Source organism: Kitasatospora cheerisanensis KCTC 2395 (assembly GCF_000696185.1).
GTDB classification, from domain to species: Bacteria; Actinomycetota; Actinomycetes; order Streptomycetales; family Streptomycetaceae; genus Kitasatospora; species Kitasatospora cheerisanensis.
On the sequence record NZ_KK853997.1, the window covers coordinates 1,983,585 to 2,009,495 of the forward strand.

The following is a 25,911-nucleotide window of genomic DNA, read 5'->3' on the forward strand; positions in this document are numbered from 1 at the left end:
CGGCCGGGGCGGGCGGACGCTGGGAGGACAGCGCACCGGCCGCCCGTCGCCGGTGCGACGGGAAGGTGACACGCCATGCAGAACCACTGGATCGTCGACCTGACCTTCGAAGAGGACGAGTCCCGCACCACCTGCACCGCCGCGCTGAGCGGCTTCAGCGCGCCCGGAGCCCAGGGCACCGGCATGGCCCGGCGCAATCCGTCGGACGAGGCCGACGCCGCCATCGGCGAGGAACTGGCCGCCGCCCGCGCCTGCCACGACCTCGCTCATCAGCTCGTCGGACGCGCCAATACGGGCATCGAGAGCCACACCCACAACCCGTCGCACATCCCGCTCTGAGGGCCGTCCGACGCCTTCCGCCCCGCGCCGAACTCCCGCGCGGGGCGCGCCCGTCCAGCGGCCGGTGATCTTTTCCGACGGTCGAACCGGCAGGTAGAGTGCGGCGACCAGTCGTGCCCACGGGGGGCACCAGCGAGACGAACACCGGTGACCGCATGACCGTCTGGACCCGGCCCGCCCTGTGGTGGCGCTGCGCCATCGCCCTCTCCGCGTTCCTGGGGATCTTCCTCAGCAACAGCTCGCTGGTGTACTTCACGCTCCAGAGCAACGTGCTGGTGCTCGGCTACTTCCTCGGCGCGGTCTACTGGATGGTCAAGCGGGGCACCGTGGACGGGCCCGCGCCGCGGCTGCGCGGGGCCGCCGTCCTGTACATCACCATCACCGGCATCGTCGCGCACGTGCTGCTCAACCACGGCGAGAACCCGCTGCCCGGCCTGTTCTCCGGCCCGGACCGGCTCCAGCACTGGTCGAGCTTCTTCCTGCACTACACCACCCCGCTGATGGTGCTCGCCGACTGGCTGCTGCTCTCCCCGCGCAACGCGTCCCGCTGGCGCGACCTGCCGCTCTGGCTCTCCTACCCGCTGGGCTACGCCTTCCTGACCGAGGCCCGCGCCATCGCCTTCCCGGGCTTCCCGCTGCGCTACCCGTACTTCTTCCTCGACCCCACCGAGAAGGGCTACGGCTGGGTCGGGCTGCAGATGGTGCAGCTCACCGTCGAGTTCGTGGTGCTGGCGGCGCTCGTCGTCGGCCTCGACCGCCTCGGCACCAGGCTCCGCCGCACCCCGGCGGTGGCGCAGCAGGTCTGACGGGCCGTCAGCGGGTGGAGCCCATGGTGCGGGAGACCCGGGCGGCGGTGGCGGCGACCACCGGGCCCAGTTCGCGGGCCCGGGCGGCGGTGATGCGCGAGGTGAGGGCGCTGGTGGAGATCGCGCCGATCACCGTGTTGTTGTGGTCGAAGACCGGTGCGGCGATGCAGCGGACCTCGGGTTCGTTCTCCCGGTCGTCGACGGCGTAGCCGCGGGTGCGGATCCGGGTGAGCTCGGTGCCCAGCGCCGCGGCCGAGGTGAGGGTGCGCGGGGTGATGGCGGGGAGGCCGTGGGCGACCACGGTGGCGAAGGCCTCCTCGGGCATCCAGGCGAGCATCGCCTTGCCGACGGCGGTGCAGTACATCGGGGCGCGGCTGCCGATCCGGGAGGCCATCCGGACGGCGGTCTCGTTCTCGACCTTGTCGACGTAGACCACGTACGGGGCGTCCGGCACGCACAGGTGCACGGTGCCGCCGACCTCGCGCATCAACTGGTGGGCCTCCTCGGAGGCGGCGGTGCGCAGGTCGAGGGTGGCCAGGTAGGCCTGGCCGAGCTGGAGCGCGCCGGGGCCGAGCCGGTAGTGGCCGGTGTCGCGGTCGCGGGCGAGCAGCTGGGCGTCGACCAGCGGCGCGGCGAGCCGCAGCACGGTGGACTTCGACATGCCGAGGCCCTCGGCCAGCGCGGTGAGGCTGAGGTCGGGGCCGGCCGCGGCGTGGTCGCGGACGTGTTCGAGCACGGCCAGGGCGCGGCGCAGCGACGCGGACTGGTTGCGTTCCGGCCGTTCGGCGGGCCGGCCGTCGGTGGACGCGGCGGTGCTGGTCATGGGGTGTGACGCTACGGCGAGTCCGGGCGTCGTGCCACTTCCGCAGCACATCGTTTTGCAGTGCACAACTTTCGCGTTCTGCTCTTGTCGGCGTGCCCGGCGGCTTTCTAACGTCCCGCTCACACCGATCCCCCACTGCATGTCCCGGTTTCCTCCGGTTCGTGCAGGCGTGTCCCGCTTTTCGGCGAGGAGATGAGTTGAGCATGAAGAAGCTGGCCCGTGGTGCCGCCCTTGCCGTGCTGGCCGGCACCGTGGCGACGGCCTGTGCGCCGGGTACCGCCAAGACCGCCTCGTCGGAGGACAAGCAGACCGGCACCGTGAAGGTGTGGCTGTACGACGAGGCGAACCGGGCGCCGAAGGAGCAGGTGGTGGCGCAGGCCGTCGCCGACTTCAAGGCCAAGCACGCGGGCGTGGACGTGCAGGTGTCGTACATCCCGACCGACGCCGGCCCGCGCGCGGAGAAGATGAAGGGCGCGTTCAACGACCCGTCCTCCGCGCCGGACGTGGTGGAGTTCGGCAACACCGACCTGTTCGGCTACACCGCCTCGGGCGGCCTCGCCGACATCACCTCCGACCTGGCGAACTGGGAGGAGGGCAAGGACCTGCCGCAGGACCTGAAGGACACCGCGGTGGTGGACGGCAAGACCTACGGCCTGCCCTGGTGGCTGGGCGTGCGCGCGCTGTACTACCGCACCGACGTGTTCGCCGAGCTGGGCCTGTCCGCCCCGACCAGCTACGCGGAGCTGAAGTCGGCGGCGGAGAAGGTCCGTTCGGCGCACGGCGACATGCTGGGCATCGCGGTGGGCGGCAAGTACACCTTCGGTGCGCTGCCGTTCGTCTGGGCCAACGGCGGCGACCTGGCCGCGCAGAACGGCTCGGCGTACACCGCGGCGATCGACTCGGAGCAGGCGCAGGCCGGTGTGAAGGCGTACACCGACCTGTTCTCGGACGGTATCTGCCCGGCCCAGCAGTGCGCGGACCTGACCGGCGGCAAGACCGTGGAGTCGTTCGCGGCGGGCAAGGCCGGCATGGCGATCCTGCCGAACTCCTCGCGCAGCGCGGTGGAGGCGGGCGCCGCGAAGGACAAGTACGCGATCGTGCCGCTGCCGGGCGCCTCGGCGGGCCGGATCGCGCCGGCCTTCTCCGGCGGCAACGACCTGGGCGTCATGAAGTCCACCCAGCACCGCAGCCTGGCGGTCGACTTCATCAAGGAACTCGCTTCCAAGAAGAACCAGTTGGCGCTGTTCGACGCGATGGGCAACCTGCCGACGCTGTCCTCGGCGCGGGCCGAGGTGGTGCAGAAGCAGCCGTGGCTGAAGCCGTTCACCGACACCATCGCGGCGGGCACCAAGTTCGTCCCGAAGGACGCCGCCTGGGCGAAGATCGACGCCCAGGCCGTGGTGCCGACGATGCTGCAGAAGGTCATCACCGGCAAGGCCGACGTGGCGGCCGCGACCAAGGAGGCGGCGGCCGCGATGAACTCCTCGTTCAGCGCCAAGTAGCCGTCGGCCCGTAGAGAAGAAGCGGAAGTTGTCGATGCCTGCCACGACCGTCACCGCCCGGGCGGACCGCGGGGACTCCTCCCCGGTCCGCCCGGCGGGCGGCGTGCCCGCGAAGGGCCGCCGCCGCTCCGGGCCGCTCGCCCGGATCCCCGTCCCGCTGTGGCTGCTGCTGCCGGCCGCGCTGGTGCTGATCCCGCTGTTCGGCTATCCGCTGTACCAGCTGGGCCTGCTGTCGGTGCTGAAGTTCGGCCAGCCGCAGGCCTCCGGCGGGGTGCCGACCGAGTTCGTCGGGCTGTCCAACTACACCGACGTGCTGGGGGATTCGCAGTTCTGGTCGGTGCTCGGCCAGACCCTGGCGTTCGCCGCGTTCTGCGTCGTGGCCACCCTGGTGGTGGGCGCGGTGTGCGCGGTGCTGCTGACCCGGGTCGGCAAGTGGCCGCGGCTGCTGCTGATGTTCGGCGCGCTGGGCGCCTGGGCGGCGCCGGCGATGACCGGCTCCACCGTGTGGATGTTCCTGCTGGACACCAACTCGGGCCTGGTCAACGAGATCCTCGGCACCCAGGGCCACAACTGGATGTACGACAAGTGGTCGGCGTTCGCGATGGTCGCCGTGGTCGTGGTCTGGCACAGCTTCCCGTTCGTGATGATCACCCTGTACGCGGGCATCCAGGCCATCCCGGACTCCGTCCTGGAGGCGGCCCGCCTGGACGGCGCCGGCACCGCGACGATCTTCCGCAAGGTCATGCTGCCGATGCTGCGGCCGCTGCTGGTGATCGTGGTGATCCAGTCGATCATCTGGGACTTCAAGGTCTTCACCCAGATCTACGTGATGACCGGGGGCGGCGGCATCGCCGGCCAGAACCTGGTCCTCAACGTGTACGCGTACCAGAAGGCCTTCGTCGCGGAGAACTACAGCCTCGGTGCGGCGATCGGCGTCCTGATGACGCTGATCCTGCTGGCCGTCACCGCCGTGTACATCCGCAGCCTGCGCCGCTCCGGGGAGGAACTGTGAAGCGCGACAACCGCGTCCTGAGGCAGGGCGCGAACGTGACGGCGATCGTGCTCGCCCTGCTGACGGTCTTCCCGCTGTACTGGATGGTGCTGTCCGCGCTGAAGCCGAAGGGCGAGATCACCGCCGCGCACCCGCGGCCGTGGACCTTCGCCCCGACGCTGGAGAACTTCCGCAACGCGCTGGGGGTTTCGGGCTTCGGCCGGTACTTCCTGAACAGCCTGCTGGTGGCCGGCGTCGTGGTGGTGGTCTCGGCCGCGATCGCCTTCCTGGCGGCGGTGGCGCTGTCCCGGTTCAGGTTCCGGTTCCGCACCACGATCCTGATCATGTTCCTGGTCGCCCAGATGGTCCCGGTCGAGGCGCTCACCATCCCGCTGTTCTTCCTGGTCCGCGACATCGGCACGGTCGCCCCCGGCTTCGGCCTCTCCTCGCTGGGCGCGCTGATGCTGGTCAACCTGGCGTTCTCGCTGCCCTTCGCGGTGTGGATGCTGCGCGGCTTCGTCGCCGCCGTGCCGGAGTCGCTGGAGGAGGCCGCCCGGATCGACGGCGCGAGCCGCTTCACCATCCTGTGGCGGATCCTGTTCCCGCTGGTCGCCCCCGGCCTCGCGGCGACCAGCGTGTTCTCCTTCATCACCGCCTGGAACGACTTCGTGTTCGCCAAGACGCTGATCCTGGACACCGACCACCAGACGCTCCCGGCCGCCCTGATGGTGTTCTTCAAGCCGGACGAGAACGACTGGGGCGGCATCATGGCCGCCTCCACCCTGATGACCGTCCCCGTCCTGATCTTCTTCGTCCTGGTCCAGCGGCACATGGTGTCCGGCCTCGGCGGCGCCGTGAAGGACTGACCGCTACTCTTCCCGGGCCCACGCGGCGAACGCCTCGTGGAAGCCCGGGAAGGTCTTGCGCACGCACCCCGGGTCGTCGAAGGTGATGCCCGGGGTCCGGAGCCCCGTGACGGCGAAGGACATGACGATCCGGTGGTCGCCGTGGGTGGCGATCTCCGCCGCCTTCGGCGCCCCCGGCCGGATCTCGATCCAGTCCCGCCCCGTCCGCACGTCGACACCGAGGCGCCGCAGGTTCTCCGCGCAGGCGTCCAGCCGGTCGCACTCCTTGACCCGGGTGTTGTACACGTCCTCGATCCGCACCGGGCCCGAGGCGAACGGCGCGATCGCGGCCAGGGTCGGCATGGTGTCGGAGATGTCCCGCATGTTGACGGTCCCTCCGGTCAGCGTCCCGCCGGTCACCGTGGTGGCGTCCGCCGTCACCTCCACCTCCGCGCCGAGCTCCGCCAGCACCTCGACGAACCGCAGGTCGCCCTGCAGCGCGTCGCCGCCCAGCCCGGGGACGGTCACCTGACGGCCCGTCACCGCCGCCGCCGCGAAGAAGTACGAGGCCGTCGACGCGTCCGGCTCGACCGGGTACCTGGTCGCCGTGTAGCCGCCGGCCGGCACCACGAACACGTCGCCCTGCCGCTCCACCTCGACGCCGAAGCTGCGCATCATCGCGAGCGTGATCTCCACGTACGGGGCGGAGACCAGGTCCGTCACCCTGATCCGCAGCCCGGTCCCGGTCAGCGGGCCGAGCAGCAGCAGCGCCGTCAGGTACTGCGAGGACAGCCCGGCGTCGAGCGTCACCTCACCGCCCTTCACGCCGTCGGTCCGCACGCTCAGCGGGTGGTGGCCCTCCTCCCCGTGGCACTCCACCTCGACGCCCAGCTCCCGCAGCGCCGCGGTCAGCGGCCCGAGCGGCCGCCGCCGCATCTGCGCCGAGGCGTCGAAGTGGAACGTCCCCCGGCCCGCCGCGACCAGCGCCGGCAGGAACCGCGCCGTGGTCGCCCCGTCCCGGCAGAACACCCGCGCCCCGTCCGTCGCCGGGCCCTGCGGCCGCCCGCCGATCCGCCACTGCCCGTCCCCGCGCGCCACCTCGTACCCCAGCGCGAGCAGCCCCTCGGCGAACCCCTCGGTGTCGTCCGACACCAGCGGCCGCACCAGCTCCGTCACCCCCTCCGCGGCCGCCGCCAGGAACAGCGCACGCGCAGTGACCGACTTCGAACCGGGAATCTCGACGACACTCACGGAGCCACTCCCACCGAAACGACAACGGAACCACCCCCGATCCTGCCCTGCCGAACTCGCCCGCGCGGAAGCCGTCTTACGCCTCGGACACCGAACCCACGACGGACCGCGGACCCGCGGTGTCGTCCTTCCACCGGCAGACCGGGCGGACGGCGTACGTGCGCGGCCACCCGGTCCTCGACGTCGAGGGCCGGATGGCCGCAGCAGGGGCAGGGCGGCGGGTGTCCGTCCGCGCGGTGGGCAGCTATGCCGTACGGGCGATCTCCTCGCGGGTGACCGGGTGGGCGAAGGGGAGGCCCTGGGTGTAGCGGGCGAGTTCGTCGGCGGCGGCGGCGGCCATCCGGTGGAGCTCGCCGCCGAGGGAGCCGGCGATGTGCGGGGTGAGCAGGACGTTGGGGAGGTCGTAGAGCGGCGAGTCGGCGGGGAGCGTCTCGGGGACGGTGACGTCGAGGACGGCATCGATGCGGCCGGAGACGAGTTCGGCGGTGAGGGCGTCCTGGTCGATCAGGGAGCCGCGGGAGGTGTTGATCAGGGTCGCGCCGTCCGGCATCAGGGCGAGCCGGCGGGCGTCCACCAGGTGCCTGGTCTCCGGGAGTTCGGGGGCGTGCACGCTCAACACGTCGGAGCGGGTGCAGAGTTCGTCCATGGAGACCAGCTCGGCGCCCAGCTCGGCGGCCTGGGCCTCCGTCACGTACGGGTCGTGCAGCAGGAGTTCGAACTCGTAGGGCGCGAGCAGTTCGAGGACGCGGCGGCCGATCCGGGAGGCGCCGACGATGCCGACGGTGCGCCGGTAGTTGCCGGTGGCGGCGTACGCGGCCTGCCAGTCGTGCTGGGCCCGCCGGGTGCGGTAGTCCGCGGCCAGCCGGAGCACCGGCTTGTTGCTGAACAGCACGGCGGCGACGGTGAATTCGGCGACCGGCAGGGCGTTGGCCCAGGCGGCGGAGGTGATGCCGAGGCCGCGGTCCCAGCAGGCCTCGGTGACGTGGTGCTTGACCGAGCCGGCCGCGTGCAGCACGGCGCGCAGGTGGGGCGCGGCGGCCAGCACGGAGTCGGTGAGCGGCGGGCAGCCCCAGCTGCTGATGATCACCTCGGCGGACGCGAGGGCGGCCGCGCCTTCCGGGGAGGAGAAGTCGTCGACGATCAACTCCGGGTCGAGGTCGGCGAGTTCGACCAGCCGGGCCATGGTGTCGGGAGAGATCAGCCGGGCGGCGAGGTCGCGGTGCATGGCGAGCAGGGCGCGCGGACGGATCCGGACAGCGGCGTCGGCGGGCGGTGCCTCGGCGGGCGCGGAGTTGGGCATGACGGGGCTCCCCAGAAGGCGCAGTGGAAAAGGAGGGGGTTACTTGACGCTGCCGGCGGTCAGTCCGGCCTTCCAGTGGCGCTGGAGCAGCACGAAGGCGATGACCAGCGGCAGGATGGCGAGCAGCGAGCCGGTGACCACCAGCGGGTAGTACTCGGGGAAGGCGTGGGTCTGGGCGTTCCAGGAGTACAGGCCGAGGCTGACCGGGAAGAGCCGGTTGTCGGAGAGCATGACCAGCGGCAGGAAGAAGTTGTTCCAGATCGCGGTGAACTGGAACAGGAAGATGGTGACGAAACCGGGCATGACCATCTTCAGGCCGATCGACCAGAAGGTCCGCAGCTCGCCCGCGCCGTCCATCCGGGCGGCCTCCAGGGTCTCGCCGGGCACGTAGCCGGCGCAGAACACCCGGGCCAGGTACACCCCGAACGGGTTGACCAGCGAGGGCAGCAGCACTGCCCAGTAGGTGTTGACGATGTGCAGCTGGGAGGCCAGCAGGTACATCGGCAGGGCAAGCGCGGTGGTGGGGACCAGCACGCCGAGCAGCACCACGCCGAACAGCTTCTCCTTGCCGGGGAAGCCGTAGACGTGGAACGCGTAGCCGGCGCAGACGCAGATCAGCGCGCACAGCAGGGCCCCGATCCCGGCGTACAGCAGGGAGTTGAGGTACCAGCGGAAGTAGATGCCGTCGCCGGTGGTGGCCAGGTCGTGCAGGTTCTGGCCGAGGTGGAAGTTGCCGGCGCCCAGCGAGCGGCCGCCGATCAGGTCGGCGGTGTTCTTCGCGGAGGCGGTGAGCAGCCAGCCGAGCGGCAGCAGGGTGTACAGCGTGGCGAGGACCAGCGCGCCGTTGACGGCGGTCTTGGACATCGTCCACGGGCGGCGGCGCGGCTTCCCGGCGGCGGCGACGTCGGCGTCGGGGCGCACGGGGGTGAGGGTGCTCATCGGGCGGTCTCCGTCCGCTTCTGGGTGCGCTTCTCGTCACGGTCGCGGGTGAAGCGGGTGACCACGAAGGACAGCGCGGCGGCGACCAGGGCGAGGAGCACCGAGGACGCGGCGGCCAGGCCGTAGTCGTTGCGTTCGAACGCGGCGGAGTAGGCGTACATGTTGGGGGTCCAGGTGGAGACCACGCCGGGGGCGACGTCGTGCAGGATCACCGGTTCGGTGAACAGCTGGAGGGAGCCGATGACGGTGAACAGGCCGACCATCACCACGGAGGCGCGGATCAGCGGGATCTTCACGCCGAACGCGGTGCGCAGCGGTCCGGCGCCGTCGACCACGGCGGCTTCCAGCACCTCGCGCGGGATGGCCTGCAGCGCGGCGTAGAAGATCACCATGTTGTAGCCGGTCCACTCCCAGACCGCGATGTTGACGATCGCGGGCAGCGGGTGGCCGAGCACGTCGACCTGGGTGCCGGCCGAGTTGAGCGCGTCGATCACCGGGCTGATGCCGGGGGTGTACAGGTAGGTCCACACCAGGGCGGCGATGATGCCGGGGACGGCGTGCGGCAGGAACAGCGCGAGCTGGAAGAACCGCTTGGCGCGGGCCAGCGCGGAGTCCAGCAGCAGCGCGACGGCCAGCGACAGGCCGAGCATCAGCGGGATGTACAGCAGGCAGTACTGGGCGGTGTTCCAGAAGCCGTCGCGGAAGGCCGCGTCGCCGAGGGCCCGGGTGTAGTTGCCGAGGCCGGTGAACACCTGGGTGGTGGTGCCGCCGAAGCCGAGGCCGGAGCGGCGCTCGCTGAACAGGCTGAGGTAGACGGCGTAGCCGATCGGGATCAGCGTGCAGGCGGTGAACAGCACCAGGAACGGGGCGAGCAGGACGGCCGGGGCGCCGAGCGGTCCCCGGCGCTTCCGGGTGCCCCGGGCGGCGGGGGTGCCGCCGCCCGGGACGGTGGTGCTGCCGGTCATCAGCCGGCCACCTTCAGACCGCGGTTCTTCAGCTCGGCGAGGGTGGCCTGCTGCGCGGCGTCGACGGCGGCCGGGACGGTGCCGCCCTGGCCGAGCTTGCCGAAGGCGTCCTTCATCGCACTGTTGGTGCTGCCCATGGTCGGGCCCCAGGACCAGTTCGGCTTGATGGCCTTGGCGGCGTCCTGGTAGATCGCGTAGATGTCCTGGCCGCCGTAGAAGTCGGTCTTGAACGCGGCCTTGGCGACCGGCACCAGCTCCGGGTCGGCGGGGTAGGCGGAGGAGCTGCCGGAGGCGATGCGGGCCTGGATGCCCTCGGGGGTGGTGGTCGCCCAGGTGGCGAACTCGACCGCGGCCTTGGCCTTCTTGCTGTCCTTGGAGACGGCGAAGGTGGTGCCGCCGAGCATGCCGGAGGCGGGCTGGCCGTCCCAGCTCGGCATCGGGGCGACGGCCCACTTGCCGTTGGCGGCCGGGTCGGTGCCGAGGGTGGACTTCAGCACGCCGCCGCCCCACGCGGCGCCGAGGTACGCGGCGGTCTCGCCCTTCTGCAGCGAGGCGGTCCACTGCTGGCTGAACGAGGGCTGGACGCGGATCAGGTCGTCGGCGATCAGGCCCTGCCAGTAGTCGGCGACCTTCTTGGTGTCGGCGCCGGCCATGTCGACCTTCCAGCTGTCGCCGCTGGTGCCGTACCACTTGGCGCCGGCCTGCCAGGCCATCGCCTCGAAGGTGCTCGGGTCGTCCGGGAAGAAGGTGGCGATGCGGGTGTTGGCGTCGGCGGCCTTCAGCTTGGCGGCGGCGTCCTTGAACTCGTCCCAGGTCTTGGGGACGGCCACGCCGGCTTTCTCGAACAGGTCCTTGCGGTAGTACAGGGCCTGCGGGGAGGCGTCCAGCGGGAGGGCCCAGGTGGCGCCGCCCAGCGTGGTCAGCTCCATCGACTGCGGCAGGTACTTGCCCTTGAGGTCGGCGGGGACCAGCTTGCTGATGTCCTGCACCGCGCCCTGGCTGACGAAGTCCGGCAGCTGCGGGTACTCGACGTTGAACACGTCGGGGGCGTTGCCGGCCTTCACCGCGTTGGAGATCTTGGCGTAGCCGCCGGCGTTGCCGGACGGGATCTCCTCGAAGGTGACCTGGATGTTCGGGTGGGAGGCGTTGAAGGCCTGCACCACGTCCTTGGTGCCCTTGGCCCAGCCCCAGAAGGTGATGGAGACCGGCTTGCCGTCGCTGCCCGCGTCGGCGCCCGAGGCCGACTTGTCGCCGTCGCTGCCGCACGCGGCGAGCAGGGTCACGCCCAGGACGGTGGCGGTGGCGGCGGCGGCGAGACGGAGGGCTCTGCGGCGGTGGAGAGCGGGAGAGGACATGGCACGGCTCCTGTGGGGGTCCTTGAAACGCCGGGTAGGTACCCGATCGCCCGATTTGAGCAGGTCGGGCCGGGTTGACCGCTATCTTGGGACGGCCCCCGATCAGACGTCAAGGGATCGGGATCAAATGATCCACAGTGATCAGTCACATGTGGCCCGATGAACGGCGTTCACCTTGTGTTTTCGGGGTTTTCGCAGAGGTCACAATCGGATCAAGGCGATCATTCGATCAGTGATCCTTGACGGGGCGATCACCTCTTCCTAGGGTCGGCCGGGTATCCCGCGCCCACCCCGCGCCCACAGGAACCGAGGCCCCCATGCCGCACCCGCTCCCCCTCCCGCCGGAGGACCGCGCGCTCAGCCCGCACACCGGTTGGACCAGGGCCCACTGGGAGGCCGCCGCCGACCGGCTGCTCGCGGCCGTCCGCCCGTACGCCGGACCGGCCGACGCCCTGATCAACCTGCCCGGCACCCGCCCCAGCTGGTCCGGCCGCCGCTCGGACGGCCTGGAGGGCTACGCCCGCACCTTCCTGCTCGCCGCGATCCGGGTGGCCGGCGCGGACGGCGACGACCCCACCGGCCTGCTGGAGCGCTACGCCGCGGGCCTCGACGCCGGCACCCGCACCCCCACCGCCGAGCGCGACCTCGCCGACGGCGACCTCACCTCCTGGGGCGCCGTCACCGACCGCGGCCAGCCCATGGTGGAGGCCGCCTCGGTCGCCATCGGCCTGCGCCTGACCCGCCGCTGGCTCTGGGACCGCCTCGACCCCGCCGTCCAGGAACGCGCCGGCGCCTGGCTCGCCCAGGCCCTGCACCGGCAGCCGGTCGACAACAACTGGTGGCTGTTCCCGTTCACCGTCGGCGGCTTCCTCGCCGAGGTCGGCATCGACACCGGGGCCGCGAACGCCGCGATCGACCGCGGCCTGGAGCGCATCGACCGCTGGTACCTGGGCGACGGCTGGTACACCGACGGCCGCCCGCGCGCCATCGACCACTACAACGGCTGGGCGCTGCACCTGTACCCCGCCCTGCACGCCCACCTGGCCGCCGACCCGGCGCTCACCGCCCGCTACGGCGGGCGCCTGCACGCCTACCTGGCCGACTACTCCCGGCTGTTCGACCGCACCGGCGCCCCCGTCCACCAGGGCCGCTCGCTCAGCTACCGGTTCGCCTCCGCCGCCCCGCTGTGGGCCGGCGCGCTGCTCGGCACCACCCCGCTCGCCCCGGGCACCACCCGCCGGCTGGCCTCCGGCGCGCTGCGCTACTTCCTCGACCGCGGCGCCGTCGACGAGCACGGCCTGCTCACCCTCGGCTGGCACGGCCCGTACCCGCCGATCGTCCAGCCGTACTCCGGCCCCGCCTCCCCGTACTGGGCGTCCGGCGGCTTCCTCGGCCTGCTGCTGCCGCCCGACCACCCGGTGTGGACCGACCCCGAGACGCCCTCCCCCGCCGAGACCGCCGACGCCGTCACCCCGCTGCCCGCCCCCGGCTGGCTGGTCCAGTCCACCGCCGCGGACGGCCTGGTCCGGCTGCACAACCACGGCAGCGACGACCAGCCCGCGGACGGGCCGGTCGCCGACAACCCGCTGTACTCCCGCCTCGCCCACTCCACCCGGACCGGCCCGAACACCGCCGCCGGCGACAACCACTTCGCCCTGCTGCTCGACGGCGAGCCCACCGAGCGCGGCCCCATCACCCCGCGCGGCGCGGGCCGGGCCGGCGCCGCCGCCTGGGCCGCGTCCTCGCACCGCCCGCGGCACGCCGGGGCCGAACTGCCGGGCGTCACCGTCACCTCGCTGACCGTCGTCCACGGCGCCGACGAGGTCCGGGTGCACCGGGTGCACGGCGCGGCGCCCGGCACCGCCGTCCGCGAGGGCGGCTGGGCCGTCACCGGCTCCGCGCCCGCCACCGCCGTGGCCGGTGCGCACGCCCGCGTCACCGGCGACGACGGCCTGCACACCGAACTCCGCGCCCTGCACGGCTGGTCCGCCGCCACCGCCGTGCCCGCGCCCGGCGGCACCGCGTTCGGCCCGCCGCCGCCGTCCCCCACCTGCACGGCGCCGTCGCCGGGCCCGTAGCCGTGCTGGCCACCGCTGCCCGCCTCACCGCGAGCCCCCACCCGCTCCCCCCGCTCGCCGACCTGGCCGTCGCCCTCACCGCGCACGAGGTCGCCATCACCTGGCCGGACGCCACCACCAGCCGGCTCGCCCTCCCGTCCGCCCCCTGACGACCACTCACCGCCCTTTCCCGGCACTCCCGTTGGGGCGCCGGGGACGCCCCACCCCGAGGACCGCCATGCCGTTCGCCTTCTCCACCCTCGGCCTGCCCGGGCAGCCCCTGGACGCCGTCCTCGCCCTCGCCGCCGAACACGGCTGGCAGGGCCTCGAACTCCGCGCCGCCCCCGGCGAACCCGTCCACACCGGCCTGAGCTCCGCCGAACGGCGCGCCGCCGCACGGCAGTTCGCGTCCGCCGCGGTCACCCCGCTGACCGTCGCCTCGTACGTCGGCATCGCCGAGCCCGGCCCGGACGCCCCCGTCCGCGCCGAGCTGCTCGCGCACCTGCACCTGGCCGCCGACCTCGGCGCCCCGTACGTCCGGGTCTTCCCGCGCGGCGGCGACGACCCGGCCGAGGGCGCCCAGACCGCCGCCCGGCGGCTGCGCGAACTCGCCGGCACCGCGGCCGACCTGGGCGTCACCGTGCTGGTCGAGACGCACGACTCGCACCGCTCCGGCGCCGCCCTCGCGGCACTGCTCGCCGAGGCCCCGCACCCGGCCGTCGGCGCGCTCTGGGACGTCCTGCACACCTGGCTGGCCGGCGAGACCCCGGCCGACTCCCACCGGCTGCTCGCCCGCGCCTCGGCTACGTCCAGGTCAAGGACGTCGCCTCCGCCGAGGACCTCACCCCGCTCCCGCTCGGCGCGGGCGTCCTGCCCCTCCCCGCCTGCCTCGGCCTGCTCCCCGCCGGCACCTGGATCTCCTGGGAGTACGAGGCGCCCTGGCACCCCGCCGCCGCCCCCCTCGCTCCCCGCCTCGCGGCCGGCCGGGCCTACCTGACTACAGTGACCGGATGTTCGAAGGAAAGCTGGTAAGGCTGCGTGCGCTGCGCTCCGAGGACGCGCAGCACCACCTGCGGTGGCGCAACGACCCGGAGGTGGTCCGCTGGGCCACGGCCGGGGACCCGGGCTTCGGCCCGGTCACGGCGGAGGCGGTCGCGCTCGGGTTCGACACCATGCTGCGGCTGAACCCGCGGGAGTCGGCCGTGCTCACGGTCGAGGACCTGGCGGGCGGCCAGGTGATCGGCATGGTCGACTACCGCGACCTCGACCCGTACGCGGGCGCGGCCACGCTCGGAGTGACCATCGGGGAGCGGGAGTTCTGGGGCCGCGGCCACGGCAGCGAGGCGGTCCGGCTGCTCGTCGACCACCTGTTCGGCGCGTACGGCCTGCTGCGGCTGGAGCTGGACACCTGGAGCGGGAACGAGCGCGCCGTGCGGGCGTTCACCCGGCTGGGCTTCCGCGAGGAGGGCCGCCGCCGCAAGGCCGTGCTGCTGGACGGGAAGCGCTACGACAGCGTGCTGTTCGGGATGCTCCGCGAGGAGTGGCCGAGCCGCGGATGACGGCGCGGCCCGGACGGCCGCCGCGGACCGTCCGGGCCCGCGGCTCAGCCCTGGTGCGGGACGGGCCGGCCGGTGACGGCGTCGACGAACACGGCCGTGCCCTTCGCCCCGCCCGGCGCGACCAGCCCGACCGACCAGCACGGCCGCCACTGGCCGTCGACCTTCTTCGCCAGGAGGAGCGCGGTGTCCGCGCGGGAGCCCGGCACGTTGGCGGCGGCCTGCTGCTTCGCCGCGTCCTCGGTGACGGTGGGGTGCGGCAGCCGGGGGTCGGCGTCCCGGCGGGCGACGGAGGCCGTGACCCGGCCGGCGGCGGAGACGGTGACGTCCAGGCCCATCGGCATCAGGACGTGGTCGGCGTTGTAGCGCCGGTAGCTGACCAGGTAGCCGCCGTCGGCGGGGGTCAGGGTGGGGCTGGCGGCGGTCGTGACCTCGGGGAACCAGGCGGCGGCGAAGTCGGCGCCGGCCTTCAGGAGCTGATCCTGCGTCAGGGACTCCGCGCCCGCCGGGGCGTCGGCCGCGGTGCTGCTGAGGAGGCGCCCGCCGGGCCACTCGAGCCGGAAGCTGCCGCGCCCGGTGGTGGCGTCGAGCACCGGCCGGGCCGGGTCCTCGGGGTCGGTGGTCTCCCGGAGGGTCTCCAGCAGGGTCCCGGGGCCGAAGAGCTGGGCGGCCACGCGCTGCGGCACCTGGGCGTCGCCGAACCCGGCGCCCGGGCCCGCGCCGAAGCCCGCCGGGTCGTGGTGCAGCGGCACGTACAGCAGGACCACCGCCGTGACGGCCGCGAAGCCGGTGCCGGCCGTGGTCAGGGAGTACAGGGCGTCCCGGCGGCCGGACAGCGGGCGGTGACGGCGGCTCAGCTGCCACAGCACGGCGGCGGCCGTGCCGAGGGCCGCGCCGAGGACGTTGTCGAGCAGGTCCGCGCCGTCGCAGGAGCGCCCGGTGCCCAGCAGGGTCTGGCAGATCTCGGTCGCCGCGGAGAGCACCACGCCGCCGGCCAGCACGGTCAGCGGGCGCCGCAGCGCCAGCACGCCGAAGAAGGCCACCGGCACGTACATGGCGAGGTTCAGCAGGCCCTGCTGGGTGGTGGCGGTGGCCCACACCCCGGAGCCGATCGAGCAGGTCGCCTTCCCCCACGAGCCGGTGCTGGTCGGCGTCAGGGTCGCCGCGGCCTCCCCCGCCACCGAGACGGCGAACAGCACCGTGGCGAGCACCGGCCGGCCCCTGCGGCGGGCCAGCCACAACGCCGCCCCGCCCAGGATCAGGCCGAGCACGGCGAAGGTCGGGAACAGGGCGGGAGCGGCGGAGAGCGAGGCTTCGATCACCGGTCTTCCGGTTGCGGTCGGGAACGGCCGGAGACGGCCACTGACCCCCGAGAGCCTTCCGCATACCGTCGATCCGAACAAACGCTCCAGGTGAACCGGCGTGCGGCGGGCGGGAATTGAGCGGCCATCAGGTCGGCGTGCGCCCTAGGATCCCCGGATGACCAACGCTCCGCTCCACCTCACCGTCCTGGGCAGCGCCACGCCCTACCCGAGCGTCGACAACCCCTGCTCCGGCTACCTGGTGGCGGGCGGCGGCGCCCGGATCTGGGTGGACGCCGGCAGCGGGACGCTCGGGCCCCTGCAACGGCACGTCCGGCTGGACGAGCTCGATGCGATCTGGATCTCGCACCTGCACGCCGACCACAGCGCGGACCTGCTCACCGCGTACTACGGCCTGCTGTACGCGGACCTCCGCCCGGCCGCCCCGATCCCGCTGTTCGGCCCGCCCGGCACCGCGGACCGGCTGGCCGGCTTCCTCACCAACTCCGGCACCCGCAGCCCGGTCGAATCCGCCTTCGCCGTCACCGAGCTGACGGACGGCCACCGGACGGCCGTCGGCGGACTCGAACTGACCGCCCGCGCGGTCGCGCACGACATCCCGGCCTTCGCGCTCCGGGTGGCGGCCGGCGGCGCCTCGCTGGTGTACTCGGGCGACACCGCCCCCTGTCCGGCCCTCACCGAACTCGCCGCGGACTGCACCGCGCTGCTCTGCGAGGCGGAGAGCTCCCGGCCGCCGGCCGACGGCCCCCAGGTCCACCACACCCCCGAGGACGCGGGCGCCACCGCGACGGCCGCCGGGGCCGGGCGCCTGATCCTCACCCACGTCGGCCGCTCCCTGACGCCCCGCCAGGCCCTCGCGCGCGCCGCGACCCGCTACCCCGGCCCGGTCGAGTACGCCGCCCCGGGGGCCGGCTTCCCGATCGGCTAGCCGATCTCCGCCAGGTCCTCCGCCAGGTCGGCCAGGGTGAGTTCGGGGTTGAGGGCGGCCACCAGCCTGTCCGTCAGCGGCTCGCCGGCGAAGACGGCGCGGACGGCGGCCAGGTCGACCTCGGCCTCCAGGTAGTCCTCGGCGTGCGCGTGGTACGCCTCCGGCCGGCGGTCCGTCAGCAGGGCGAACAGGCCGTCCGCGCCGTCCGGGTCGGGGCCGGCGGGGAAGTCGATGCCGCCGTGCCGCCAGACGGTGTCGGCGTGCTCGCGCCACAGGCAGGCCGTCACCGCGGGGACGTCGTCCTCGTCGCCGAACGCCGGCTCGGCGACCTGCGCGGCGAACGCCGCCGGCACCTCGTCGAGCACGCCGGGCCACACCCGGCGGTCCTCGTCGCCGTACGGGCTCAGCGGCGACTCGTGCGCGAAGCCTCGGACGTACGCCCCGGCGCGGGTGAACACGATCGCGTACTCGTCGCCCGAGCCGTCCCGCATCGAGGCCAGGTGCTCGCCCGCCTCGGTGTTCCACCGGGAGTCGTAGCAGAAGTACCGGTCCGACCGGTCGGGCAGCAGGATCGCCTCCAGGACGGCCAGCGTCCGGCAGTGGCGTTGGAGTTCGGCGATCCCGGGCAGCCCGGCGGCCACGTGCTCGACAGTCATGCGGGGCATTCAAGCAGCCCGCCCGGACAGCCGGGCCGGGGCGTCAGGCCGTGCCGTCGCCGCCGCAGGAGGTGCGGACCTTCAGGGTGGGGAGCAGCTCGACGTGGTGGGCGGGGAGCGCGGATCCGCCGTCGAGCCGGCGCAGCAGGATCTCCAGCGCGGTGGCGCCGACGGCCTTCTTGGGCGGGGCGACGGCGGTGAGCGGGGGCGCGGCGAGGGCGGCGAACACGTCGTCGTAGGAGATCAGGGCGACGTCCTCGGGGACGCGCAGGCCGCGGGTGCGCAGCAGCGGCGGGAGCTGGATGGCGTCCTGGTCGTTGTGGACCAGGACGGCGCGGACGCCCTGGGCGGTGGCTTCGGCGATCTGCTGGGCGACCCAGTCGGGATCGGAGCCGGTGAGCGGGGCGCCGGGGCGGTGCATGTCGATGGCGGGGCGGGCGTCCAGGCCGAGCAGCGGGGCGGCCTCGGCGTAGCCGGTGCGGACCTGGTGGGCCGTCCAGGTGTCGGCGCGGGCGGCGAGCAGGACGCTGCGGTGGCCGAGTTCGGCGAGGTGGCGCAGGGCGAGCAGGACGCCGTGGCGGTGGTCGGAGCCGACGGCGTCGAGTTCGGCGGCCCGGCTGCCGGGGTCGGCCTTGCGCTCCACCAGGACGGCGGGGACGGGGAGTTCGGCCAGCCAGTGGTGGTCGCCGGGGTGGTGCGGCGGGTCTCCGGGCTGCCAGTTGGGGGTGAGCAGCAGGCCGTCGACGCCGGACTCCAGCAGGCGGTCGACCTGGGCGCGGTCGTCGCGGGCCTCGTAGGCGGCGATGCCGAGGACCAGGCGGGCGCCGGCGGTGGCGGCGGCGGCGCGGGCGCCGGCGATCACCTCGTCGAAGTAGCCGCCGACGGTGGGCACCAGCATGCCGATGACCCGGTCGTGGCGGCCGGGCGGGCGTTCGGGCCGCTGTCGGGGAGGGCCACCGAGCCGTGCGAGCGGGCGAGTTCGCCGGCGTCGGCGAGGGCGGCGACGTCCCGGCGGACGGTGACCGCGGGGATGCCGAGGCGGGTGGCCAGGTCGACCACCCGGACGGTGCCGAGGTCGCGCACGACCTGCAGGATCCGCGCCCGGCGTTCGTCTGCCGTGACGGTCATGGCGTCCCCTCCTGGTTAGGGCCGCGGGCCCGGTCGGGCCGCGGTGGCAGCGGGGGTCGTGGAACGACTCCCCCACCGATCACTTTTTATCATTCGATCGCCATTCGATCGAAAGGTCTGAAGTTATTGACTCGATCACATGGTCAACCTACGGTGCCGAATCGGGCGCCCCATCCCACCCTCCATTCTCGGGAGTCCGCACGATGCTCCTGCACCGTCCCCTTCGGCGTGCCCTGCCGCTGGCACTGGCCGCCGCCACCCTCCTGACCCCCGCGCTCCCGGCGACCGCGGCGAGTGCCGCCCCCGCCGGCACCGCCTGGTACCTGGACTGCTCGGCCGCCGCCGACGGCTCGGGCAGCCAGGGCAGCCCCTGGAACAGCCTCGCCTCCGCCAATGCGCACCTCTTCCTGCCCGGTGACCAGTTGCTGCTCAAGCGCGGCGCGACCTGCACCGGAACCCTGCAGCCGCAGGGCTCCGGAACGGCCGGCGCGCCGATCGTCCTGGCGGGCTACGGTACCGGCACCGCCCGCCCGGTGGTCGCCGGCGACCCGGCGAGCAGCCAGAACGCGGCCGTCCACCTCTACAACGTGGAGCAGTGGGAGATCCGCGACCTGGAGATCACCTTCCGGGACACCGCCGCCGCCAAGCGGGAGCGCAGCGGCCTGCTGGTGGAGATCGCCGACCTGCCGAGCGGCGTCGGCACCCACTACCTGGTCGACGACGTGTACGTGCACGACGTGAACGGCGACGCCACCAAGTGGTCCAACGGCATCCAGTTCCGGGTCTCCGGCACCACCACCCCGACCAACTTCGACGACGTGGTGGTGCAGAACTCGCAGATCGCGCACGTCGACCGCGAGGGCCTGACGAACCGTTCGACCTGGATGTGCCGGCCGAGCTACGGCACCGGCGACGGCTGCGGGAGCACCAACAACTGGCGGGCCAACACCCGGCTGGTGTTCCGCGGCAACACGATCCAGGACACCGGCGGCGACGGCATCGTGGTGCGGGCCGCCGACCACGCGCTGGTCGAGCACAACACCGCCTTCGACCTGGCGATGCGCCCGATGGGCTCGAACGCCGGGATCTGGACCATCAATTCGGACTGGACGACGATCCAGTACAACGAGGTGCACCACGTGCGCCGGCTGTCCGACAACAACGACGGCATGGCCTTCGACTCGGACTACGGCAACACCGGGGCGCTGTTCCAGTACAACTACAGCCACGACAACCAGGGCGGCTTCATGCTGTTCTGCGGCGCCTGCGGGGCGGGTTCCTCGTCCACCGGGACGGTGGTGCGGAACAACCTGAGCCGGGCCGACCAGAGCCGCTGGCTGTTCGCGGTCGGCGAGAAGAACGCCCGGATGTACAACAACACCGTGTACCTGCCGGCCGGTTCGACCACCCCGATCGTCCAGCAGGGCTCCGGCACCTCGACCACCGCGATGAGCGGCAACCTGTTCTACAACCTGGGCAGCGGCGGCTACACCGGCTTCGGCAGCAGCGTCTACAAGCCCGGCGACTTCAGCTGGGACGCCAACGCCTTCTACGGCGCCCACCCGGCGAACGAGCCGGCCGACGCCCGGAAGGTGACCGCCGACCCGCAGCTCGCCAACCCGGGCGGCGCCGACCCTGCCGACTACCGGCTCGGCGCGGCCTCCCCGGCCCGGGCCGCGGGCGCCGTCGTCCCGGCCAACGGCGGACGGGACTACTTCGGCGCCGCGGTGCCGCAGGTGTGCCGCCCCGACATCGGCTTCCAGCAGGCGAGCGCCTTTGACGACGCGGCCTGCAGCGCGCCCGACCCCGTCCGCAACGGCGGCTTCGAGGCCGGGACGCTCGCCCCGTGGACGTACTACGGCGGCGTGCAGCTGGACACCGCGAACCCGCACGGCGGCACCGCCTCCGTCCGGGTCGGGCCGGCCCAGGCCGCTGCCGAGCAGGTGGTCTCCCTGCAGCCCAACACCGCGTACCGGCTGACCGGTTGGGGCCGGGTGTCGGCGGCCGGCACCGAACTGTCGCTGGGCGTCAAGGAGTACGACACGGCCGGCTCCAGCAACCGGGCGGCGTTCACCGCGACCGGCTGGAGCCAGGGCACCGCCGTCTTCACCACCGGGCCGACCGCCACCACCGCGCGCATCTACTGCTACGCGCGCAGCGGCAGCGGCTACGGCTGGTGCGACGACGTGACGGTGACCAAGGCCTGACCGGCCGTCGACGGCCGGGCGGGGGCGGGTTCAGCGCGGATCCACCGGGTGGAGCTCACCCCCGTCCCACTCCAGCCAGCGGGTGATGCCGATCTCCCGCAGGAACGGGTAGTCGTGGCTGGCGACGATCAGCGCGCCCCGGTAGCCCGCGAGGGCCTGGGTGAGCTGGCGGACGCTGGCCAGGTCCAGGTTGTTGGTCGGCTCGTCGAGCAGCAGCAGCTGCGGCGGCGGGTCGGCCAGCAGCAGGGCCGCCAGCGTGGCCCGGAAGCGCTCGCCGCCGGACAGCGTGCCGGCCGGCTGGTCGGCCTTGGCCCCGCGGAACAGGAACCGGGCGAGCCGGGCCCGCACCTCGTTGTCGGTGGCGGCCGGGGCGTACGCCCTGACGTTCCGGAAGACGGTGGCCCCGTCGTCCAGCAGGTCGAGGCGCTGCGGCAGGTGGCGCATCGGCACCGGCGTGGTGATCATGCCCTCGGCGGGGGCGAGTTCGCCCGCGACGGTGCGCAGCAGCGTGGTCTTGCCGGAGCCGTTGCGGCCGATCAGCGCGACCCGCTCGGGGCCGCGCAGCTCCAGGTCGACCGCGCCGCCGTGGGCCAGGCGGAGCTTTTCGAGCATCAGCACGGTGCGGCCGGCGGGGACGGCGGTGCGGGGCAGGTCGATGCGGATCTCCGCGTCGTCCCGCACCGCCTCCTCGGCGGCGGCGAGGCGCTCCTTGGCCTCGTTGAGGCGTTCGGTGTGCATGCCGCGCAGGCGGCCGGCGGTCTCCTCGCCCTTGGCCTGCAGCTTGTCGGCCAGCGCCTTGGGGTCGTTGCGCCGCACCGAGCGGGCCTTGCCGTACGCGGCGGACTTGGCGAGCCGCTGGGTGGCCTCCACCAGGTCGCGCTTCTGCCGCTTCACGTCGGCCTCGGCGTTGCGGACCGTCCGCTCGGCGCTCTCCTGCTCGGCCGCCAGCGTCTCCTGGTAGGCGCTGAAGTTGCCGCCGTACCAGGTGACTTCGCCGTCCCGCAGGTCGGCGATCTGGTCGACCCTGTCCAGCAGCTCGCGGTCGTGGCTGACCAGCAGCAGCACGCCGGGGAAGCCGGACACCGCGTCGTACAGCCGGGCCCGGGCCTGGGCGTCCAGGTTGTTGGTGGGCTCGTCGAGCAGCAGGACGTCGGGGCGGCGCAGCAGCAGGGCGGCGAGGTGCAGCAGGACGGCCTGGCCGCCGGAGAGTTCGCCGGTGGTGCGGTCGAGGTCCAGCCCGGTGAGGCCGAGGCGGTCGAGGGTGGCGCGGGCGCGCTCCTCGACGTCCCAGTCGTCGCCGACGGCGGTGAAGTGCCGCTCGTCGACGTCCCCCGACTCGATGGCGTGCAGGGCTTCGCGCCGGGCGCGGATGCCGAGCGTCTCGTCCACCCGCCGGCCTGCGACGACCGTCAGGTCCTGTGGCAGGTAGGCGAGTTCGCCGGAGATCCGGACGGTGCCGGAGGCCGGGGCGAGCTCGCCGGCGATCAGCCGCAGCAGGGTGGACTTGCCGGCGCCGTTCAGGCCGACCAGCCCGGTGCGGCCGGGGCCGACCGCGAGGTGGAAACCGCTCAGCACGGAACGGCCGTCGGGCCATTCGAAGCCGAGGTCGGTGCAGAGGATCGAGGTGGTGGGTTGCGCCATGGAGGGCCTCCGTCAGTTGCCGTGGGAAAGGGGACAACACGGGGAGACACCGGGGACGCGGGGACGAGAAGGGCCGTCACGGGACCGGAAAGGGAACCCGCACGGGAGCCGCTGGTCGCTGCCCTGCCGAGGTCGCACTCGCGCCCGCACGCCGAAGTACCCGGAATCGACACGGGTGTGTGGCGCAGCGCGGTGTCTCATGACCTCAGACAAACAACGGCGTTCTCCAGACGGGCGGGAATGTGACGCCTCCGAGCGTACGGACCCCCCGCACCCGGGTGCAACGGAATTAAGTCCCGTGTCCCAGTCCCCCGCCGTCCCGTCCCCCGCCGACCCCGCCCGTCGCCGTCCCCGCCCGCCACTGTCGGCGGCCCCCGCTGTCGGCGGCCTCCGGCATGCTGCGGCCCATGGACGAGGACGAGTTCTGGCACCTGCTGGAGGCCTGCCGCCCGCCGGGCGCGGACCCCGACGCCGAGGGGCTGGCGGCCGCCCTGGAGGAACGCCTCGCGGCCGGCCCGGTCGCCGCGGTGGCGGCGTTCGCCGAGCGGCTGTCGACCGCGCTGTTCCGGCTGGACCGCCGCGAGCTGGGCGGGGAACTGTCCGGCGACGCGTTCCTGTACACCCGGGCCGCCGTGGTCGCCGCCGGCCGGCCGGCGTACCTGGCGGTGCTGGCCGATCCGGCCCGGTTCGCGCCGTACGCCGAGGAGTTCGTGTGGGCGGAGCCGCTGCTGTACGTGCCGGACCGGGCGTACCGGCGGCTGACCGGCGAGGAGTGGGGCCGCGGCACCGTGCACGGCTACGAGTCGTTCTCCGATGCCGAGGGCTGGGGGCGGCAGGCCGGGGGCACTTCGGGCGCCGTCTAAAATCGACCCATCATGACTGCCACTCTCGTCGTCAAGGACCTCGCCGCCGGCCACGGTGAGCGCACGCTGTTCTCCGGGCTGGACCTGGTCGTCGCCCCGGGGACGTGATCGGGCTGGTCGGGGTGAACGGCGCGGGGAAGTCCACGCTGCTCCGGCTGCTGGCCGGGCTGGACGCGCCGGAGGGCGGCAGCCTCCGGCTGAGCCCGCCGACCGCGAACGTCGGCCACCTGCCGCAGGAGCCGGAGCGCCGGGAGGGCGAGTCGGTGCGCGACTTCCTGGCCCGCCGGACCGGGGTGGCGGCGGCGCAGGCCGCGCTGGACGAGGCGACCGAGGGCCTGGTGGAGGGCCGGCCGGGCGCGGACGACGCGTACGCGGCGAGCCTGGACCGCTGGCTGGACCTGGGCGGCGCGGACCTGGAGGAGCGGGCCGAGGAGGTCGCCGGCCAGCTGGGTCTGAAGGTGTCGCTGGACCTGCCGATGACGGCGCTGTCCGGCGGCCAGGCGGCCCGAGCGGGCCTGGCCTCGCTGCTGCTGTCGCGCTACGACGTGTTCCTGCTGGACGAGCCGACCAACGACCTGGACCTGGACGGCCTGGAGCGCCTGGAGTCCTTCGTCAAGGGTCTGCGCGCGGGCACCGTGCTGATCAGCCACGACCGCGAGTTCCTGGCCCGGACGGTGACCAGGGTGCTCGAACTGGACCTGCACCAGAACCAGGTGAACCTGTACGGCGGCGGCTACGACGCGTACCTGGAGGAGCGGGCGATCTCCCGCCGGCACGCCCGCGAGCAGTACGAGGAGTACGCGGACACCCGGGCGGGGCTGGAGGCGCGCGCCCAGATGCAGCGCAACTGGCTGGAGCACGGCGTCCGCAACGCCCGGCGCAAGGGCGGCGACAACGACAAGAAGGCCCGCGCGCAGCGCGCCGAGTCCACCGAGAAGCAGGCCGCGAAGGCCCGCCAGACGCAGCGGATGATCGAGCGGCTGGACGTGGTGGAGGAGCCCCGCAAGGAGTGGGAGCTGCGGATGGAGATCGCCGCCGCGCCGCGTTCCGGCTCGGTGGTGGCGACGCTCCGTCAGGCCGCCGTGCGGCGCGGGGAGTTCGCGTTCGGGCCGGTGGACCTGCAGATCGACTGGGCGGACCGGGTGGCGATCACCGGCGCGAACGGCGCGGGCAAGTCGACGCTGCTGGCGGCGCTGCTGGGCCGGCTGGAGCTGGACTCGGGCAGCGCGGTGCTCGGTTCGGGCGTGCAGATCGGCGAGGTGGAGCAGGCCCGCGGGCACCTGTTCTCCGGCGACGCGGAGCGTCCGCTGCTGGAGGCGTTCTCGGCCGCCGTGCCGGACCTGAACCCGGAGGACGTGCGCACCCTGCTGGCCAAGTTCGGCCTGAAGGCGGTGCACGTGCTGCGCCCGGCCGCGACGCTGTCGCCGGGCGAGCGGACCAGGGCGGCGCTGGCGCTGCTGCAGGCCCGCGGGGTGAACCTGCTGGTGCTGGACGAGCCGACCAACCACCTGGACCTGCCGGCGATCGAGCAGTTGGAGTCTGCGCTGGCCTCCTACACCGGCACCCTGCTGCTGGTCACGCACGACCGGCGGATGCTGGACACGGTGCAGGTGAACCGGCGGCTGGTGGTGGCGGACGGCAAGGTCCGCGAGGCCTGACGGCAAGTTTCGGCACAATCGGCGTCTTCCACCGGGACCTCGCCATGTGCTGTGCTGTCGCCCATGGTTGACAGTGCATCCACCACCGAGGCGCCGTCCTTCCCGACGGTGCCGCTGCGTCCGATGAGCGTGCCCGCCCGGCTGGCGGCGGAACGCTGCCGGGATTTCCACGAGGTGATGGCGCAGCGCCGCACCGTCCGGGACTACTCGACGCGTCCGCTGCCCGAGGGCGTGCTGGAGTGGGCGGTCCGCACGGCGGCGACCGCGCCGAGCGGGGCGCACGTGCAGCCGTGGCGGTTCGTGGTGGTGACCGATCCGGAGCGCAAGCGGGCGCTGCGGGAGGCCGCCGAGGCGGAGGAGCGGGAGTTCTACGCGCACCGGGCGTCCGAGGAGTGGCTGACGGCGCTGGCGCCGATCGGCACCGACTGGCGCAAGCCGTTCCTGGAGGACGCGCCCGCGGTGATCGTGGTGTTCGAGGTGCACAAGGGCCCGAACTCGCCGCGCCCGTACTACACGAAGGAGAGCGTCGGGATCGCCGTCGGCCTGCTGCTGGCCTCGCTGCACCAGGCGGGCCTGGCCACCCTGACGCACACCCCGAGCCCGATGCGCTTCCTGAACGAGGTCTGCGACCGCCCGCAGGAGGAGCGCGCCGCGTACGTGATCCCGGTGGGGTACCCGGCGGACGACGCCCGGGTGCCGGACCTGGAGCGCAAGGCGCTGGACGAGGTGATGGTGCGGCTCTGAGGGCCCGTGCCCGGGGCCGTGCACCGGCGTGCGCG

23 protein-coding genes and 2 pseudogenes are annotated in these 25,911 nt (G+C 73.4%); 14 read left to right on the plus strand and 11 right to left on the minus strand.

All coding sequences use genetic code 11. From position 1 onward, the window contains the following. Nucleotides 1-75 precede the first annotated feature (75 nt). The gene (locus tag KCH_RS08985) at nt 76-339 is read left to right on the plus strand and encodes a DUF1876 domain-containing protein (RefSeq protein ID WP_035861095.1); all 264 of its coding nucleotides are present in this window, start codon (nt 76-78) and stop codon (nt 337-339) included. A 155-nt stretch (nt 340-494) separates the two neighbouring features. Then, entirely contained in the window at nt 495-1,145 is a 651-nt protein-coding gene (locus KCH_RS08990) for a Pr6Pr family membrane protein (RefSeq protein WP_035861098.1), read from the plus strand. A gap of 7 nt (nt 1,146-1,152) precedes the next feature. On the opposite strand, the gene KCH_RS08995 is transcribed toward KCH_RS08990, so the two are convergent. Continuing rightward, entirely contained in the window at nt 1,153-1,968 is an 816-nt protein-coding gene (locus KCH_RS08995) for an IclR family transcriptional regulator (RefSeq protein ID WP_051652906.1), read from the minus strand. A gap of 203 nt (nt 1,969-2,171) precedes the next feature. Here KCH_RS08995 and KCH_RS09000 point away from each other — a divergent pair, with 203 nt between their 5' ends. The 3 genes from KCH_RS09000 to KCH_RS09010 are packed head-to-tail and all read left to right on the plus strand — an operon-like array spanning nt 2,172 to nt 5,327. Further along, nucleotides 2,172-3,470: an extracellular solute-binding protein gene (locus KCH_RS09000; RefSeq protein ID WP_035861101.1), complete on the plus strand. Its 1,299-nt coding sequence runs from the start codon at nt 2,172-2,174 to the stop codon at nt 3,468-3,470. 34 nt (nt 3,471-3,504) lie between these two features. Continuing rightward, nucleotides 3,505-4,482 (plus strand): carbohydrate ABC transporter permease, encoded by a 978-nt coding sequence (locus KCH_RS09005; RefSeq protein ID WP_035861107.1) that lies wholly within the window; start codon nt 3,505-3,507, stop codon nt 4,480-4,482. Beyond that, nucleotides 4,479-5,327, plus strand: coding sequence for a carbohydrate ABC transporter permease (locus KCH_RS09010; RefSeq protein WP_035861110.1), 849 nt, complete (start codon nt 4,479-4,481; stop codon nt 5,325-5,327). The genes KCH_RS09005 and KCH_RS09010 overlap by 4 nt, the downstream gene beginning before the upstream one ends. A gap of 3 nt (nt 5,328-5,330) precedes the next feature. On the opposite strand, the gene aroA is transcribed toward KCH_RS09010, so the two are convergent. From aroA to KCH_RS09035, 5 genes are all read right to left on the minus strand, one after another. Next, nucleotides 5,331-6,557, minus strand: a complete 1,227-nt coding sequence (aroA, locus tag KCH_RS09015; protein WP_035861114.1) for a 3-phosphoshikimate 1-carboxyvinyltransferase — start codon at nt 6,555-6,557, stop codon at nt 5,331-5,333. A gap of 244 nt (nt 6,558-6,801) precedes the next feature. Continuing rightward, a complete protein-coding gene (locus KCH_RS09020) occupies nt 6,802-7,857 on the minus strand; it encodes a hydroxyacid dehydrogenase (RefSeq protein ID WP_208865937.1) in 1,056 nt (351 codons plus the stop codon). A gap of 39 nt (nt 7,858-7,896) precedes the next feature. Next, nucleotides 7,897-8,796 carry a carbohydrate ABC transporter permease gene (locus KCH_RS09025; protein WP_035861117.1) on the minus strand — a complete coding sequence of 300 codons (900 nt, stop codon included), beginning with the start codon at nt 8,794-8,796 and terminating at the stop codon, nt 7,897-7,899. Next, entirely contained in the window at nt 8,793-9,761 is a 969-nt protein-coding gene (locus KCH_RS09030; RefSeq protein ID WP_084223391.1) for a carbohydrate ABC transporter permease, read from the minus strand. The genes KCH_RS09025 and KCH_RS09030 overlap by 4 nt, the downstream gene beginning before the upstream one ends. After that, complete coding sequence (locus KCH_RS09035; protein WP_035861119.1) at nt 9,761-11,116, minus strand: ABC transporter substrate-binding protein; 1,356 nt, start codon at nt 11,114-11,116, stop codon at nt 9,761-9,763. The genes KCH_RS09030 and KCH_RS09035 overlap by 1 nt, the downstream gene beginning before the upstream one ends. Before the next feature lie 317 nt (nt 11,117-11,433). Between KCH_RS09035 and KCH_RS09040 the strand changes: the two genes are divergently transcribed. The 4 genes and pseudogenes from KCH_RS09040 to KCH_RS09050 all read left to right on the plus strand — a co-directional run bounded on the left by KCH_RS09040 (nt 11,434) and on the right by KCH_RS09050 (nt 14,732). Then, nucleotides 11,434-13,194, plus strand: a complete 1,761-nt coding sequence (locus tag KCH_RS09040) for a DUF2264 domain-containing protein (protein WP_063750133.1) — start codon at nt 11,434-11,436, stop codon at nt 13,192-13,194. A gap of 2 nt (nt 13,195-13,196) precedes the next feature. Continuing rightward, complete coding sequence (locus KCH_RS41125) at nt 13,197-13,343, plus strand: hypothetical protein (protein ID WP_157031959.1); 147 nt, start codon at nt 13,197-13,199, stop codon at nt 13,341-13,343. Between the two features lie 68 nt (nt 13,344-13,411). Next, nucleotides 13,412-14,205, plus strand: a pseudogene (locus KCH_RS09045) (sugar phosphate isomerase/epimerase family protein). Next, nucleotides 14,184-14,732 carry a GNAT family N-acetyltransferase gene (locus KCH_RS09050; protein ID WP_035861122.1) on the plus strand — a complete coding sequence of 183 codons (549 nt, stop codon included), beginning with the start codon at nt 14,184-14,186 and terminating at the stop codon, nt 14,730-14,732. Before KCH_RS09045 ends, KCH_RS09050 begins: the two are co-directional and overlap by 22 nt. A gap of 44 nt (nt 14,733-14,776) precedes the next feature. On the opposite strand, the gene KCH_RS45940 is transcribed toward KCH_RS09050, so the two are convergent. Beyond that, the gene (locus KCH_RS45940; protein ID WP_035861124.1) at nt 14,777-16,051 is read right to left on the minus strand and encodes a VanZ family protein; all 1,275 of its coding nucleotides are present in this window, start codon (nt 16,049-16,051) and stop codon (nt 14,777-14,779) included. Nucleotides 16,052-16,208: 157 nt separating this feature from the next. Between KCH_RS45940 and KCH_RS09060 the strand changes: the two genes are divergently transcribed. After that, nucleotides 16,209-16,979, plus strand: coding sequence for an MBL fold metallo-hydrolase (locus KCH_RS09060; protein WP_035861127.1), 771 nt, complete (start codon nt 16,209-16,211; stop codon nt 16,977-16,979). On the opposite strand, the gene KCH_RS09065 is transcribed toward KCH_RS09060, so the two are convergent. The 3 genes from KCH_RS09065 to KCH_RS46555 are packed head-to-tail and all read right to left on the minus strand — an operon-like array spanning nt 16,976 to nt 18,763. Beyond that, complete coding sequence (locus tag KCH_RS09065) at nt 16,976-17,635, minus strand: hypothetical protein (protein WP_035861129.1); 660 nt, start codon at nt 17,633-17,635, stop codon at nt 16,976-16,978. The genes KCH_RS09060 and KCH_RS09065 overlap by 4 nt on opposite strands. Before the next feature lie 43 nt (nt 17,636-17,678). Beyond that, nucleotides 17,679-18,533 (minus strand): LacI family DNA-binding transcriptional regulator, encoded by an 855-nt coding sequence (locus KCH_RS09070; RefSeq protein WP_035861132.1) that lies wholly within the window; start codon nt 18,531-18,533, stop codon nt 17,679-17,681. Then, nucleotides 18,494-18,763, minus strand: a complete 270-nt coding sequence (locus tag KCH_RS46555; RefSeq protein WP_035861134.1) for a DeoR family transcriptional regulator — start codon at nt 18,761-18,763, stop codon at nt 18,494-18,496. Before KCH_RS46555 ends, KCH_RS09070 begins: the two co-directional genes overlap by 40 nt. A 203-nt stretch (nt 18,764-18,966) precedes the next feature. Between KCH_RS46555 and KCH_RS09080 the strand changes: the two genes are divergently transcribed. Then, complete coding sequence (locus KCH_RS09080) at nt 18,967-20,970, plus strand: carbohydrate binding domain-containing protein (protein ID WP_035861136.1); 2,004 nt, start codon at nt 18,967-18,969, stop codon at nt 20,968-20,970. Between the two features lie 30 nt (nt 20,971-21,000). Here the strand turns inward: KCH_RS09080 and KCH_RS09085 are convergent, their stop codons facing one another. Next, nucleotides 21,001-22,611 (minus strand): ABC-F family ATP-binding cassette domain-containing protein, encoded by a 1,611-nt coding sequence (locus tag KCH_RS09085; RefSeq protein ID WP_035861138.1) that lies wholly within the window; start codon nt 22,609-22,611, stop codon nt 21,001-21,003. Between the two features lie 407 nt (nt 22,612-23,018). On the opposite strand from KCH_RS09085, the gene KCH_RS09090 reads away from it, so the two are divergent. The 3 genes and pseudogenes from KCH_RS09090 to KCH_RS09100 all read left to right on the plus strand — a co-directional run bounded on the left by KCH_RS09090 (nt 23,019) and on the right by KCH_RS09100 (nt 25,876). Continuing rightward, the gene (locus tag KCH_RS09090; protein ID WP_051653907.1) at nt 23,019-23,474 is read left to right on the plus strand and encodes a DUF4240 domain-containing protein; all 456 of its coding nucleotides are present in this window, start codon (nt 23,019-23,021) and stop codon (nt 23,472-23,474) included. Between the two features lie 12 nt (nt 23,475-23,486). Continuing rightward, nucleotides 23,487-25,132 (plus strand): annotated as a pseudogene (locus KCH_RS09095) (ABC-F family ATP-binding cassette domain-containing protein). A 63-nt stretch (nt 25,133-25,195) separates the two neighbouring features. Beyond that, nucleotides 25,196-25,876, plus strand: a complete 681-nt coding sequence (locus KCH_RS09100; protein WP_035861140.1) for a nitroreductase family protein — start codon at nt 25,196-25,198, stop codon at nt 25,874-25,876. Nucleotides 25,877-25,911: the final 35 nt, after the last annotated feature.

Coding starts and splice junctions, on each gene's coding strand:
- KCH_RS08985 (WP_035861095.1), top strand. CDS start 76: ATGCAGAACCACTGGATCGTCGACCTGACCTTCGAAGAGGACGAGTCC.
- KCH_RS08990 (WP_035861098.1), top strand. CDS start 495: ATGACCGTCTGGACCCGGCCCGCCCTGTGGTGGCGCTGCGCCATCGCC.
- KCH_RS08995 (WP_051652906.1), bottom strand. CDS start 1,968: ATGACCAGCACCGCCGCGTCCACCGACGGCCGGCCCGCCGAACGGCCG.
- KCH_RS09000 (WP_035861101.1), top strand. CDS start 2,172: ATGAAGAAGCTGGCCCGTGGTGCCGCCCTTGCCGTGCTGGCCGGCACC.
- KCH_RS09005 (WP_035861107.1), top strand. CDS start 3,505: ATGCCTGCCACGACCGTCACCGCCCGGGCGGACCGCGGGGACTCCTCC.
- KCH_RS09020 (WP_208865937.1), bottom strand. CDS start 7,857: ATGCCCAACTCCGCGCCCGCCGAGGCACCGCCCGCCGACGCCGCTGTC.
- KCH_RS09025 (WP_035861117.1), bottom strand. CDS start 8,796: ATGAGCACCCTCACCCCCGTGCGCCCCGACGCCGACGTCGCCGCCGCC.
- KCH_RS09030 (WP_084223391.1), bottom strand. CDS start 9,761: ATGACCGGCAGCACCACCGTCCCGGGCGGCGGCACCCCCGCCGCCCGG.
- KCH_RS09035 (WP_035861119.1), bottom strand. CDS start 11,116: ATGTCCTCTCCCGCTCTCCACCGCCGCAGAGCCCTCCGTCTCGCCGCC.
- KCH_RS09040 (WP_063750133.1), top strand. CDS start 11,434: ATGCCGCACCCGCTCCCCCTCCCGCCGGAGGACCGCGCGCTCAGCCCG.
- KCH_RS09050 (WP_035861122.1), top strand. CDS start 14,184: ATGTTCGAAGGAAAGCTGGTAAGGCTGCGTGCGCTGCGCTCCGAGGAC.
- KCH_RS09060 (WP_035861127.1), top strand. CDS start 16,209: ATGACCAACGCTCCGCTCCACCTCACCGTCCTGGGCAGCGCCACGCCC.
- KCH_RS09065 (WP_035861129.1), bottom strand. CDS start 17,635: ATGACTGTCGAGCACGTGGCCGCCGGGCTGCCCGGGATCGCCGAACTC.
- KCH_RS09070 (WP_035861132.1), bottom strand. CDS start 18,533: ATGCTGGTGCCCACCGTCGGCGGCTACTTCGACGAGGTGATCGCCGGC.
- KCH_RS46555 (WP_035861134.1), bottom strand. CDS start 18,763: ATGACCGTCACGGCAGACGAACGCCGGGCGCGGATCCTGCAGGTCGTG.
- KCH_RS09080 (WP_035861136.1), top strand. CDS start 18,967: ATGCTCCTGCACCGTCCCCTTCGGCGTGCCCTGCCGCTGGCACTGGCC.
- KCH_RS09085 (WP_035861138.1), bottom strand. CDS start 22,611: ATGGCGCAACCCACCACCTCGATCCTCTGCACCGACCTCGGCTTCGAA.
- KCH_RS09090 (WP_051653907.1), top strand. CDS start 23,019: ATGGACGAGGACGAGTTCTGGCACCTGCTGGAGGCCTGCCGCCCGCCG.
- KCH_RS09100 (WP_035861140.1), top strand. CDS start 25,196: ATGGTTGACAGTGCATCCACCACCGAGGCGCCGTCCTTCCCGACGGTG.